Annotated in this window: 13 protein-coding genes and 1 tRNA gene; 8 read left to right on the top strand and 6 right to left on the bottom strand. The window is 59.0% G+C overall.

Features of this window, described 5'->3' with window-relative positions; translation table 11 throughout:
* Window positions 1-79 precede the first annotated feature (79 nt).
* Both H4I99_RS04815 and H4I99_RS04810 read left to right on the top strand, forming a co-directional pair.
* Window positions 80-155 (top strand) — tRNA-Lys (locus H4I99_RS04815).
* Between the two features lie 165 nt (window positions 156-320).
* Window positions 321-656, top strand: coding sequence for a hypothetical protein (locus H4I99_RS04810; protein WP_163899620.1), 336 nt, complete (start codon window positions 321-323; stop codon window positions 654-656).
* Window positions 657-912: 256 nt separating this feature from the next.
* Here H4I99_RS04810 and H4I99_RS04805 read toward each other — a convergent pair whose 3' ends face one another.
* From H4I99_RS04805 to H4I99_RS04795, 3 genes are read right to left on the bottom strand one after another with little or no spacing between them, the layout of a single operon-like run.
* On the bottom strand, window positions 913-1692 hold the full coding sequence (locus H4I99_RS04805) for a heme ABC transporter ATP-binding protein (RefSeq protein WP_425314361.1): 780 nt from the start codon (window positions 1690-1692) through the stop codon (window positions 913-915).
* 11 nt (window positions 1693-1703) lie between these two features.
* A complete protein-coding gene (locus H4I99_RS04800) occupies window positions 1704-2792 on the bottom strand; it encodes a FecCD family ABC transporter permease (protein ID WP_163905739.1) in 1089 nt (362 codons plus the stop codon).
* Between the two features lie 5 nt (window positions 2793-2797).
* Window positions 2798-3709 carry a heme/hemin ABC transporter substrate-binding protein gene (locus H4I99_RS04795; RefSeq protein WP_244624917.1) on the bottom strand — a complete coding sequence of 304 codons (912 nt, stop codon included), beginning with the start codon at window positions 3707-3709 and terminating at the stop codon, window positions 2798-2800.
* 235 nt (window positions 3710-3944) lie between these two features.
* On the opposite strand from H4I99_RS04795, the gene hmuQ reads away from it, so the two are divergent.
* From hmuQ to H4I99_RS04765, 6 genes are all read left to right on the top strand, one after another.
* Window positions 3945-4289 (top strand): heme-degrading protein HmuQ, encoded by a 345-nt coding sequence (hmuQ, locus tag H4I99_RS04790; RefSeq protein ID WP_163899616.1) that lies wholly within the window; start codon window positions 3945-3947, stop codon window positions 4287-4289.
* 7 nt (window positions 4290-4296) lie between these two features.
* Window positions 4297-4812: a heme utilization cystosolic carrier protein HutX gene (gene hutX, locus H4I99_RS04785; protein ID WP_244624938.1), complete on the top strand. Its 516-nt coding sequence runs from the start codon at window positions 4297-4299 to the stop codon at window positions 4810-4812.
* Window positions 4813-4963: 151 nt separating this feature from the next.
* A complete protein-coding gene (locus H4I99_RS04780) occupies window positions 4964-7444 on the top strand; it encodes a mechanosensitive ion channel family protein (RefSeq protein WP_244624916.1) in 2481 nt (826 codons plus the stop codon).
* 135 nt (window positions 7445-7579) lie between these two features.
* Window positions 7580-7831, top strand: coding sequence for a hypothetical protein (locus H4I99_RS04775; RefSeq protein WP_244624914.1), 252 nt, complete (start codon window positions 7580-7582; stop codon window positions 7829-7831).
* 246 nt (window positions 7832-8077) lie between these two features.
* A complete protein-coding gene (locus tag H4I99_RS04770) occupies window positions 8078-8899 on the top strand; it encodes a response regulator (RefSeq protein WP_163905735.1) in 822 nt (273 codons plus the stop codon).
* 104 nt (window positions 8900-9003) lie between these two features.
* Entirely contained in the window at window positions 9004-10344 is a 1341-nt protein-coding gene (locus tag H4I99_RS04765) for a diguanylate cyclase domain-containing protein (protein ID WP_163899608.1), read from the top strand.
* Between the two features lie 18 nt (window positions 10345-10362).
* Here H4I99_RS04765 and H4I99_RS04760 read toward each other — a convergent pair whose 3' ends face one another.
* From H4I99_RS04760 to H4I99_RS04750, 3 genes are read right to left on the bottom strand one after another with little or no spacing between them, the layout of a single operon-like run.
* Entirely contained in the window at window positions 10363-11064 is a 702-nt protein-coding gene (locus tag H4I99_RS04760) for a retropepsin-like aspartic protease family protein (protein WP_163899606.1), read from the bottom strand.
* Complete coding sequence (locus H4I99_RS04755; RefSeq protein ID WP_163905733.1) at window positions 11061-11282, bottom strand: DUF1289 domain-containing protein; 222 nt, start codon at window positions 11280-11282, stop codon at window positions 11061-11063. The genes H4I99_RS04760 and H4I99_RS04755 overlap by 4 nt, the downstream gene beginning before the upstream one ends.
* 34 nt (window positions 11283-11316) lie before the next feature.
* Complete coding sequence (locus H4I99_RS04750) at window positions 11317-12099, bottom strand: adenosylcobinamide-GDP ribazoletransferase (protein ID WP_163899604.1); 783 nt, start codon at window positions 12097-12099, stop codon at window positions 11317-11319.
* Window positions 12100-12128 lie beyond the last annotated feature (29 nt).

Here is a 12128-nt window from a genome sequence, read left to right as displayed (position 1 = left end):
CCAAGAATTCCAGTTTACGCGCTAGACAATAACGCAGATCCTGTTTATACGGCCTCTCACACCGCCAGACGGTGCTATCGGGTGATTAGCTCAGTTGGTAGAGCAGCTGACTCTTAATCAGCGGGTCGTAGGTTCGAGCCCTACATCACCCACCATTATCTCTTAAATATAGTTGGTTTGAAAGCGGACGTGGAACCATACCGTCTATTTTTGTGTGCCGCCCAAAATTGGTCAACGCAATCGATAATCACGGGATCGTTACTTTACTATTTTGCGATATGCAGACCTTGCCCAATTTCGGGCTTGGAGATTTGTTTCGCATGAGATCGATGCTTTCCGCCGCAGGTTTTCTGGCGGCTGCAATCCTGACCACCACCGCGGCGCAGGCCGAGGATCTGGTCTTCACCCTGACCAACGGCACGAATTCCGTTCTGACTCGCTTCTACACGTCTCCGGTCGGCGTGAATGACTGGGAGGAAGATGTGTTCGGCAAGGACGTTCTCGGGCCTGGCGAAAGCATACAGCTCACGATTGCCGACGGTCGTACGGTTTGCGAATACGACATGCGTTTCGAATTCGATGAGGATTCCAATCTGGACACGACCGAAGATTCGCAGAACCTCTGCGAACTGGGTTCCTACACCATTCACGAATAAGCCTTCGCCGGCTGAATTTCCCTATGTGAGTAGGGTTATGCCCGAGCTAATCCCTTCGGCGGCATTGTTCTTTGCCGGCGAAGGGATGCAGAATTTCTCTAAAAGGCGGCTCACAACACCTGCGACTTTCCAGTGACAGCAATAATCCCGTTTTGTTCCGCACCTCGATTCAAATGTTCCGGGAATGTTGCGGAAATTAGGCTCGTTTTCTCATGTGGAGCCTGTGGAAAGCTGTGGATAACTTCGTTAGCCGGCTTTACTCAATTTGGCTGATTCGGGACTGCGGCAGGACGAAGGGTATTCGGTCGTTTGGTATCCGTCCGACCGTACCCCTGATGCCATAGACCTCGCTGACCACATCGTCACGAAGCGTCTCCGATGGACGTCCCCTAGCCACCACTCGGCCATGGCTGAGAACCACGAGATCGTCAGCGAATTCCGCGGCGAGGTTGAGGTCGTGCAGGATTGCCAGCACCGCGCCGCCGTCTCTCGCGAAGTCGCGGGCGATTTCCAGAACGGCGATCTGGTGCCCGATGTCCAGGCTCGATGTCGGCTCGTCGAGGAAGAGCGCACGCGCCTTGCCATTCTCCACCGCAGCCGGCACCTGCGCTAGCACGCGGGCAAACTGCACGCGCTGCTGTTCGCCGCCTGACAGGGCGTTGTAGGCGCGTGCCTCGAAGCCATCCAGGCCGACACGGGCAAGTGCGCGCCGCGCCGAATTGGCGGGATCCGGATCGCCATAGGCGACGGCACCCATGCGAGCCACTTCCAGCGCGGTGAACGGGAAGGACAGCACCGTGGATTGCGGCAGCACGGCGCGTTCGGCTGCAAGCTCGATCGGCGAGAGTTGTTTGAGGTTACGTCCGTTGTAGCTGACCGAGCCTTCGTCCGGGGGCATTTCCCCTGACAGGACTTTCATCAGCGTGGACTTGCCGGCGCCGTTCGGGCCGATGACAGCGGTGACGCTGCCGGGGGTCACGGCAAGGCTGATCCCGTGGATCAGGAGGCGACCCGAGCGACGGATGGAGACATTGATGGCTTCGATCATCAGAGGCCATCCATGGCTGCGCGCCCGCTGCGGCCGAGCAGCAGGAAGAGGAAGACCGGGGCTCCGAGGATTGCCGTGATGATGCCGATCGGCAGTTCGGCGGGTGCGGCCACGGTTCTGGCGATGCTGTCGGCGAAGAGGAGGAGGGCAGATCCTCCAATGGCCGATGCAGGCAGCAGGAAACGGTGCGACGGGCCGATGGCGAGACGCAGCAGATGCGGCACGACGATACCGACGAAGGAGATGGAACCGGCGACGGCAACGGTTGCGCCGCAGGCTGCTGCGACGGCGACGATGGACCAACGCTTCAGACGCTGCACCGGAATGCCCATGTGGAAGGCGGCCGCATCGCCGAGTACCAGGGCATCAAGGCCGCGGGCGACGAAGGGAATGATGGCAAGCACGAAGAGAATGAAGGGCAGGGTTGCGAGGATCTTAGCGTAGGTGGCGCCACCCAACGAGCCGAGCGACCAGAAGGTGATGTCACGCAGCGCTCGATCATCCGCGATGAAGATCAGCAGGCCGGTTGCGGCTGCACTCATCGCGCCGATGGCGATCCCAGAAAGGATGAGGGCGGTGGTCGAGGTCTGGCCGTTGCGTGTGGCGATAGCGTAGAGGAGGAAGGTGTTGGCGAGACCGCCGGCAAAAGCCATGATCGGCAGGAATTGATTGCCAAGAAGCGCCTGCACCGGTGCGAGCACGGTGCCTCCCAGCACGATGGCACAGACGGCGGCGAAGGCCGCACCCGATGTCACGCCCACGATGCCCGGGTCGGCAAGGGGGTTGCGGAATAGCCCCTGCATCATAGCCCCGGAAACGCCGAGACCCGCGCCCACGAGAATGCCCAGCGCGGTACGGGGCAGGCGCACGGCTTCCATGATCGCAAGGTCCTGCGGGGACATCTCGGCACTTCGACCGGAAAAATAGGCGATGAGATCCGGTAGGCCGACGCCCGTCGGACCAGTGATGAGCGAGGCGAACGCGCCCGCGGCCAGCAGGATCAAGAGTAAGGCGACGACAATGACGCCGGAGGCGGAACGGTCACCGGGAACGGTTGGCCTGGCAGTCTTCGCGACGAAGGTCGCCATGGCGTTCATTGCTTGCTCTCTGCAGGCTTGACGGCGTCGGGATAGAGTTGGGCTGCAAGGTCGTGCGCGGCTTCAGCCGATCTCGGGCCGAGACCGAGCAGATAAAGGCCATCCATGGCGATGAACGCCTTGTTTGCGCCGGCGGGCGTCGCCTGCAATGCCGGAAGGGCGAAAGCCTGTTCTGCGGTCATATGCATGGCGCCGCCATTCATGACGAGAATGATGTCCGGCTTGGACGCGATGACTGCCTCATCGCTAAGTGGCTTATAGCCCTGCACGTCGGCGACCGCATTGATGCCTCCGGCGAGGCCGATGATAGCATCGGCGGTGGTGTGGCTGCCTGCAGCCATCACGCGACCATTGGCGAGCGACAGGGCGAACAATACGCGCTTGCGGGGCTCAGGCAGTGCGGAAATCTCGGCGTTGAGCGCCTTCAGTTTGATTTCGACGTTGGTCGCAAGCTCTTCGGCTTCGCTCTCCTTGCCGATTGCTGCGCCGACAGCGCGTATCTTGTTGCCGATTTCCGAGGCCTCCGGCGGCGTGGGGATGGTGGCGATCGGAACGCCGCTCGCCTTCAGGATGGCGATGGCATCTGCCGGACCGGAGCCTGCCTCCATGACGACAAGATCGGCCTTCTGGGAAAGCACGCCTTCAGCCGAGAGCTGACGCATGTAGCCGACGCTTGCCTTGTTTGCGGTATCGGCGGGGTAGGTACTTGTCGTATCGACGGCGACGAGGCGGTCACCCTGGCCGAGTGCATAGATGATTTCCGTCGCGGTTCCGCCGACCGAAACAATACGTCTGGCGTCGCTGGCAGGAGACTGGGCAAGAGCTGCGCCAGCGCCGGCGGCAAGCAGAAAAACGATGGTCGCGAGGCTACGCGAAACAGTGGCAAGCGACATGGAAAAGTCAGTCATTTCAAAATCCTGTAGGTCTACTTCCGGTTTCGTTTCGGGACGAACCGGCCGGTGCGCCAGGCCGAATTGCGTGCAAAAGCAGTCACCTGCGTAGCGACATTTAACTTGACTTTTATATGAAAGTTTTATTAGGAAGGCAACAGATCGGGTGCCAATGTTGCGAACCGATTTTCAATTGATGAGCTGGCAGCGAAGCCTTCGCGGCTGGTCTGCCGGACGAACAAGGGATTTGCCTATGTATATTGCCATGAACCGCTTTCGGGTTCTTCCGGGTTTCGAAGAGGCGTTTGAAGCGCAATGGCGCTCCCGCCAGGGTCGTCTTGCCGAACTGCCCGGCTATATCGAATTCCACATGCTAAAGGGACCGAAGGCGGAAGATCATACGCTCTACGCTTCTCACACAGTATGGGAAAGCCAGGAAGCGTTCATCGCCTGGACCAAGTCCGAACAGTTCCGCTCCGCCCATGCGCGCGCGGGCGAAAGCAAGGTGCAGTATCTTTCCGGACCGCATTTCGAAGGGTTTGAAGTGATCATTCATGAAGATCGCGAAGGCAAGCGCGCCGACGCTGCGGCTGCCTGAGGCTGACATGGACGGGTCGCTGAATTCCATCGCTGAACGGGCGCGTGCCGCCCTTGCCGAAAAACCTGATGGCGTGGTGGAAGCTATCGCCGCATCTGCCGGAGTAACGCCTGTAGATGTTTTGGCAGTGCTTCCGGAGGGTGCAGCGGTGTTCGCACCGGCTGATCGCTGGGATAGCATCTGGACGGATCTGAGCGGCTGGGGCGATGTCCTGCTGATCGTACACACCGAGGACATCGTGCTTGAAGTCGAGGGCAGCCTTCCGGCCGGCAGCGAAGGTCACGGCTGGTTTAACATCCATGGTGATAGCCCTATCGGTGGCCATATCCGCAAGGAGCGCTGTACTTCGATCGCCTTTGTCGATCGTGGTTTCCATGGGCGTAGGTCCTGTTCGGTCTGGTTCATGAACGGCGAGGGCAGGGCGATGTTCAAGGTCTTCGTTCGGCGCGATGCCGAGAGGGCGCTGATCGGCGAACAGTTGCAGCGTTTCGAAGAGCTGAGGGCGAAGATCACCTCTGCCTGATTCTTCCGAAAATCTGGATGAGATCCATGCCGGTCCCGTAGCAATGCGGGGCCGGCATTTCGTTTTCGGCAGCGGTTAACCGTTCTTTCTTTTGACCGAAACTGAAACTATGGTCCGCGCAAATCGCTTAGGACCATCCAGGAATTTGACCTTGTTCCATATTCGCCGCCACCTCTCTCCTTGGGCGATCGCCGCCCTGCTTGTCCTCGCTCCGGTTCTCCTGTCGGGTTCTGGCGGACAGGTTCTGGCGCAGGACAACCTGTTGCAGCGCGACGACGTCATGGGAAATGCCGCAACGAAGATAGAGGAGACGCAGGCGCGGCTCGATAATCTGGAGGCGCAGGTCGAGGCAAAGAAGACTGACGATTCGGCTCTGGTCGACATCAAGGCGCAGGTGGACAATCTTTCCCACGATCTCCTGCAGATTTCTGTCCAGCTTCGGCCGCGCCTGAACGACGTGACAACGCGGTTGACGCAGCTTGGTGATGCACCCAAAGAGGGTCAGCCCGCCGAAGCGCCGGAGATCACGGAAGAGCGCAACAAGCTGAATGGCGAGCGTCTGCAGATCAATACGCTGACGGGGCAGGCGGAGGACCTGTCGATCCGAGGCACCAACCTTTCGAATGCGATCACCGATATCCGCCGGCGGCTGTTCGCTGACCAGCTTTTCGAGCATACGGAGATTTCCGGCGAGGTCTTCGATGATGCGTTGAACTCGTTCTCCAATGAAGTCAGCCGTTTTGGACGGACCATATCGAGCTGGTATTCCTTTATCTGGAAGTTCAAGCGTGTGCCGTTCGGAATGGCTGTGATGCTGTCGCTGTCTCTGGCGCTGGTGATGGTCTATGTCGAATACCGGCTGTTCGGCTCGCTGATCAAGCGCGACCCTGGCAACAAGGACCCGGCCTATATGAGCCGGTTCTCCGTCGCTTTCTGGTCAACCATCCTGCCGGCCATGGCGCTCGGGGCTTTCCTTGGTGCGAGCTTCTTCTTCCTGGATACGTTCAACGTATTGAGGTCTGACATCTCGCCGATCGCTTCCGCCCTGTTCGGGCTGGCCGGTCTGGTATTCTTCGTTTCGATGCTGGCGCGGGCGGTTCTTGCCCCGAAAGCGCCGAGTTGGCGTCTCGTCAGGCTCTCCAACAAGGGAGCGCGCGACATCAATATCGCTGTGGTGGTCATGGCGGTGGTCAATGGCTTCGACTACGTGCTCGGTGCGATCAGCGAGACGCTGAGCTCGCCCGTTGTCCTCACCGTCATGAAGAGCCTCGTGTCTTCGGTGATCGTCGGCATTATCATCTTCGTCGTTTCATTCCTGAGACCCGTTCTTAGCGATAGCCATGATCCGGCCGAGCGGGGCAAGCCCTGGCCGAAAGCGTTTGCGGTGCTGCTGAGGCTGATCGGCTTCGGCCTCGTTTTCGCCAGTGTTATTGGCTATGTCGGTCTAGCCCGCTTCCTCGCCACCCAGATCATCCTGACGGGTGCCGTCATCGCCACGATGTACATCGGCATTCTCTCCGGCAAGGCGATTTCCGCGCCCAACCGATTCGGCGAAACGCTGGTCGGCAAATATCTCGAAAAGCGCTTCTCGCTTTCGGCAATTGCGCTCGATCAGGCGGGCATGGTCGCCGGCCTACTGATCTATGCCTTTGCGCTGACCATCGGCATTCCGCTGATCCTGATCTCCTGGGGCTTTCAGCCCAAGGACCTTCAGCTCTGGTTCTACAATATCTTCACCGAGATCCATGTCGGAACCATCCGCATTTCGCTGGTCGGTATTCTTGGCGGCATCCTGCTTTTCAGCATTGGTCTAGTCGTCACACGCTGGTTCCAGAAATGGCTCGATGGCAGCGTCATGGCGCGTTCGCAAGTTGATGCGGGCGTACGGAATTCGGTCAAGACCGGTATCGGCTACCTCGGAACAGGGATTGCCGGCCTGATTGGCATTTCTGCGGCCGGGATCGATCTTTCCAGCCTTGCGCTCGTCGCCGGTGCTCTTTCCCTGGGTATCGGTTTCGGTCTGCAGAACATCGTCTCGAACTTCGTCTCGGGTCTCATCCTGTTGGTCGAGCGGCCTTTCAAGGTTGGCGACTGGGTGGCGACGGGCACGACGGAAGGGTTCGTTCGCCGCATTTCGGTGCGCGCCACGGAGATCGAGACCTTCCAGCGGCAGTCGATCATCGTTCCGAATTCCGAACTCATCAACTCTCCGGTCGGTAACTGGACGCACCGCAACAAGCTCGGCCGCATCGAGATCCCGGTAGGGGTGAGCTATGACAACGATCCGCGCCGGGTGATGGAGTTGTTGCTGGAAATCGCCAACGCCCATCCCGGTGTGCTGCGCAACCCCGAGCCGGTGGTGATGTTCAACGGCTTCGGCGCGTCGTCGCTCGATTTCGAACTTCGGGGCTTCGTCGCTGATGTCCTTGGAGGCCTTCCGGTCAAAAACGACCTGCGCGTCACGATATTCGAGCGCTTCAAGGTCGAGGGCATCCAGATTCCCTATCCTCATCAGGATGTGCGCCTGCATATCGGCCGGGAAGAAGCCAAGGCGGGACTGGGCCGCGGACGGAACAAAACCGAACCTCGCAACACTCCCGACCAGGAGGATGAAGACAAGATCTTGCCATGAACGTTGCGTTCAGGCTCTATTCAGCGGCGACACCATAGAAGAGGGGCATAGCTCGCACAGCCCGAGGGCATCCCGGAAGCGGTGCGGCGCAAAGAGAGGACGGTGCAGGCGCACCGCATTCGCATGAAAAACATCATGGCGGCGACATTTCTTGTGCTCAGTCTGAGCAGCGGTGCCATCGCGGCGACGGTTACCAATGCCGGCTCCGGCGCTGTCGTCCTTGTGGTCGTGGAAAATGGCAATCGTATGGAAGTCTCGATCGATGCGGGCTCGTCGGAGCAGATTTGCCCCTCCGGTTGTTTCGTGACGCTGCCGAACGGCGATCGTGTCGGTCTGGAGGGCGGAGAGACCGTCGAGATCAAGGACGGTGCGGCCACCATCCGTTGAGGTTTTATCCTCGCCCTTTCAGAATATGTAGAGCGCCCGCCTTGCCGGGCGTTTTTCGTTAGTATCGTGTTGTGGGCCAGATAAAATGTCGCAGACCTGACAAGACGCAGAAATGGTGCCCTAGTTGTTACGCCTTTTTTATTGGGGATTAATCTCTGCATGTTTTTATGGCGCTGCCCAGAACATGAACGTTCTGCAAGTCTTCCAAGTGCAATTCAAAAAACAGTTTCTCAAGGTCAAAGGCGCATGGCTCTTCTCGGTATTTCCGGAATGCAATATTCTGGAGAAACATTTCCTGATGCTCGGATCATTGTTGCAGAAGATTCGAACGTGTTCACTTCCATGATCGGGACGCGCCTGAAGGAGCTGTTCGGTATCGATGCCGAGATATGCCGCACCTTCGAGGATCTGCAGGCGGCCAACGAGCTGTCCGGGGATCCCGTTACGCTTGCCATTTCGAATATCAATCTGCCGGGGGCGGAGAATGGCGAGGCGCTGGAATATCTGATCGATCTCAATATCCCGACTGTGGTCTTCACTGGCACTTTCCAGGGGGAGATGCGCGAGAAGCTCCTCGCCAAGGATATCGTCGACTACATTCTGAAGGATAACATCTTCGCAGTGGAAATGCTGGCCGAGTCGGTCTATCGCTTCCTCACCAACCATCAGCACCACGTGTTGATCGTGGATGATAGCGCCACCGCGCGCGCCCTGCTTTCCAGCCGCCTGAAGCGGTATAATTTCCGGGTCAGCCTTGCCGACAGCGGTGCGAAGGCGCTGGAGATCCTCAAGGCTAATCCGGATATCGGTCTCGTCGTCACTGACTATAACATGCCCGACATCGACGGCTTTGAGCTAACCCGGCGCATCCGTGCCGCACGTGGTTCTCACGAATTGCGCATCATCGGCGTTTCGTCGTCCAACAACCGTTTGCTTTCTGCGCGCTTCCTCAAGGTTGGCGGCAACGACTTTATGCTGAGGCCCTTTATCGACGAGGAATTCTACTGCCGCGTTAATCAAAATCTCGATACACTCGTGCAGATTCGTGCGGCGCAGAAGCGGAAATAGAAGCGCTATTAATGCAAAGCCGGTCGAGCGCTGTTGCAGGTGCCCTTGATCAGAACCTTACGCATACCTTTTTGAATTTCCTTGTTTCTTTGAGAGTGCCTACGATGTCCTTGTCCACCAGTACCAACCTTACGGGTCCGGTCGACCAGTCCGCGTACCGGAAGAAGGCGCATGTGCTGGTCATCGAGGATTCACGGACTTTTTCGTCACTGCTATGCCATCGTTTCGAGAAGGAGCACGGCTATAACGTTACCCATTGTGCCACGACCCGGGCATTTCAGGAGGCCTCTCGTTGTGGAAACCATTTCGACGTAGCGGTTGTCGATCTGACCTTGCCGGATTCGCCGGACGGACAGGTTCTTGACGAGGTCGTGGCACTGGGGATTCCCGCCATCGTGTTCACCGCCGACTTTAATCGCGATATGCGTGAGAAGCTGGTTGAGCGCGGTGTCGCCGACTACGTCATCAAGAACAACGAACGCGCTGTTGACATGGTGATCACGGCCGTCGACAGGATTCTGGCGAACCGGCACGTGCGCGTGCTGGTTGTCGATGATCTTGCGTCAGCTCGTCAGATGCTGACTGAGCTTCTGCGCCTGCAGCAGTTTCAGGTTTTCGAGGCCTCGACCGGCAGCGAGGCGATGGACATGTTGGAGGCCCATCCCGGCATCGAACTGGTCATAACTGATTATAACATGCCGGATATGGACGGCTATGAACTGACGCGGCGGATTCGTCGCGCCCATGGCTCCGACCGCCTCAGGATCATCGGTATCTCGTCCTCCGCTGACCGCCTGTTGTCGGCGAGCTTCCTTAAGGCCGGTGCCAATGACTTTGTATATCGGCCTTTTGTGGTTGAAGAATTGCAATGTCGCATCGGTCATAATGTCGAGACGCTGTCCCAGCTTCGGCAACTCAGGCTGGCGGCATTTAGCGATTACCTGACGGGCCTCAGAAACCGGCGGCATTTTTTCGATGAGGGGCCCGCCAAGGTGGCGAGTTGCCTGGAGCGGGGGCAATCCTGCAGCATGGCCATGCTTGATATCGACCATTTCAAGAAGCTTAACGACACTTACGGTCACGAAATCGGTGACCGGGTGCTTAAGGCGGTGGCTACCAAACTGCAGACGCTGATCGAGGATACAGACTATCTTCTGGCGCGGTTAGGCGGCGAGGAGTTTGGGCTGTTACTAACTGGTCTTGATTCTGTGGCTGCCAGCGAATTCTGTGAAATGATCCGCACGAGCATCGCAGATCTCCGGGTGGCGCTGGATGACAACGATATCTCCGTGACCGCATCGATCGGTATCGCGGAGGTTGGAGGAATGGAGAATTTTTCCAACTACTTGAACGCTGCCGACCAGTTCCTTTATTTCGCAAAGCGATACGGACGAAACCGTGTCTATTCCGACAGCATGCTGCTGGAATCGACGGTGACGAACTGACGCTCTCATGACGCGTCGTTAATCGCGCAGCCGCAATTCGTCGGTTCGCATCTGCAGGGATGCAAGCGTGGAGAGGAAGCTCATGCCGAGCAGGCTCTGCTCGAGCTGGCCTTTTTCCATGACCGACGCCTCGACGTCCCTGCGGACGATAGGGCCAAGAGCAACCTGACGAAGACGAACCTGGGCGGCCTGCGCGCGGCCATTGGCCGTCATGATCGCCCGATTGAACACAAGGCTCGACATGTCGACACCGATCCGCTGTGCATCTTCGTAGCGCAAGGCGACGGTGCTTGCTCCCGTATCGATCATCACGTCCACGGGTACTGAATCGATATCGACGGTCGTTTCGAAATGGCCGCTGCGGGTCTTGTGAAGAACGACCTCCGGCTGGCCATCGATGCCGGTGGCGATCACTGCCCGACCGGGGATCAGACCTGCAGTCAGCCGCGACCCCGCTGCACTGAGATCGTCGCGATAAAGATAGCCTGTGACGAGGGCGAGGATGATGAGCGCCCATAGCATCAGTTGTCGGGCGCTTTCACCGAGAGAGCGCCGGCTGGCGAGAATGCCGGCGGAGAGCATGACCGCGAAGGGTAGCAGGCTGATGAAACTGGCGAAATCGCCATTCGCCATTCCGAAACTGCGCCCGCTGTTCTGGTTCAGCAGCAGCACAACCAGGCCGAAACCCAGTATGGCGAGGACGACGACGAGACGCATCAACCGGTCTCGCGTTCGCGTGCCATCCGCGCACGACGGGTCTCGCGCCGGGGCTTTCGTTCGACAGTTTCGAGCCTAGCCGGCAAGCCTTCCATGATGGAGCGACGTTGCTGATCGGTATAGCCAATCCAACCCGCGATTTCTTCGCGCGTGCGACCGCAACCGAAGCAGTAGCCGGTTTTCATGTCGATAGAGCAGACGAGAATGCAGGGTGATTCCATGAGCATACCTTGTTCCCGCATTTATATCGGTTCTCTAGGCGGCCATGGCAAGGGCAACGAGGGTTGCGATTTCCGCGACCTGCTGGCTGGCACCGATGGTGTCGCCGGTGTGTCCTCCGAGCTTTCGGCGTACGTGAGCAGTGAAACCGGCAGTTAACAGGATACCGGCCAGCAGCGCGATTATCGTAGCAAATGGCGAGGATACGGGCAGGAGGAGCGCGAGCGATATGAGCAGCCCGGACATAAGCGCAACCTGTCGCGCTGCCGGTTCCGGTTTTCCGGCGGATGCCGCGACGCCTCCGGCGCGGGCCGATGGCAGCGTTGACCAGTGCCAGACCATCAGTGCCCGGCTGGCAGCGGCCGCCCCGATGAGGCAGGCCGCTGCGGCGACGGGTGCAACGGCGCTGGCTATCTGGGCGAGGGCGGCAGCGCGCATGCCGATGGCCACCACGATGGTGACGGCGCCATAGGAGCCGATGCGACTGTCCTTCATGATGGCGAGGGCGTGTTCCCGCTCACGTCCGCCGCCTAGGCCATCTGCTGCATCAGAGAGACCGTCCTCATGCAGGGCGCCGGTGACGAGCAGAAGGACTGCAATAGATAGGAAGGCGGCGAGCAGTGGCGTTGCATGCAGGGCAAGCGCTGCGGCAAGCGTCGCCGCCGGGGGCATGGCGATCAGCACGCCCGCGAGCGGAAAGGCGCGCACCGTGCGCGACAATGCTCCGTCATGGCCTTCGAAGAAACGGGAGGGAACCGGCAGCCTGCTGAGGAAGGCGATCGACCGGGCTGTGTCGGTCAGGTAGTCGCTGAAGATCATCGGCTCTGCTTGCTCCATGTCAAAGACGA

The organism is Paenirhizobium daejeonense (assembly GCF_014280875.1).
In the GTDB taxonomy this organism is placed as follows: domain Bacteria; phylum Pseudomonadota; class Alphaproteobacteria; order Rhizobiales; family Rhizobiaceae; genus Allorhizobium; species Allorhizobium daejeonense.
The sequence above is the reverse complement of the archived record's forward strand: the minus strand, read 5'-3'. Positions and strand labels throughout refer to the sequence as shown.

Coding starts and splice junctions, on each gene's coding strand:
- H4I99_RS04810 (WP_163899620.1), top strand. CDS start 321: ATGAGATCGATGCTTTCCGCCGCAGGTTTTCTGGCGGCTGCAATCCTG.
- H4I99_RS04800 (WP_163905739.1), bottom strand. CDS start 2,792: ATGGCGACCTTCGTCGCGAAGACTGCCAGGCCAACCGTTCCCGGTGAC.
- H4I99_RS04795 (WP_244624917.1), bottom strand. CDS start 3,709: ATGACTGACTTTTCCATGTCGCTTGCCACTGTTTCGCGTAGCCTCGCG.
- hmuQ (WP_163899616.1), top strand. CDS start 3,945: ATGTATATTGCCATGAACCGCTTTCGGGTTCTTCCGGGTTTCGAAGAG.
- hutX (WP_244624938.1), top strand. CDS start 4,297: ATGGACGGGTCGCTGAATTCCATCGCTGAACGGGCGCGTGCCGCCCTT.
- H4I99_RS04775 (WP_244624914.1), top strand. CDS start 7,580: ATGGCGGCGACATTTCTTGTGCTCAGTCTGAGCAGCGGTGCCATCGCG.
- H4I99_RS04770 (WP_163905735.1), top strand. CDS start 8,078: ATGGCTCTTCTCGGTATTTCCGGAATGCAATATTCTGGAGAAACATTT.
- H4I99_RS04765 (WP_163899608.1), top strand. CDS start 9,004: ATGTCCTTGTCCACCAGTACCAACCTTACGGGTCCGGTCGACCAGTCC.
- H4I99_RS04755 (WP_163905733.1), bottom strand. CDS start 11,282: ATGGAATCACCCTGCATTCTCGTCTGCTCTATCGACATGAAAACCGGC.
- H4I99_RS04750 (WP_163899604.1), bottom strand. CDS start 12,099: ATGATCTTCAGCGACTACCTGACCGACACAGCCCGGTCGATCGCCTTC.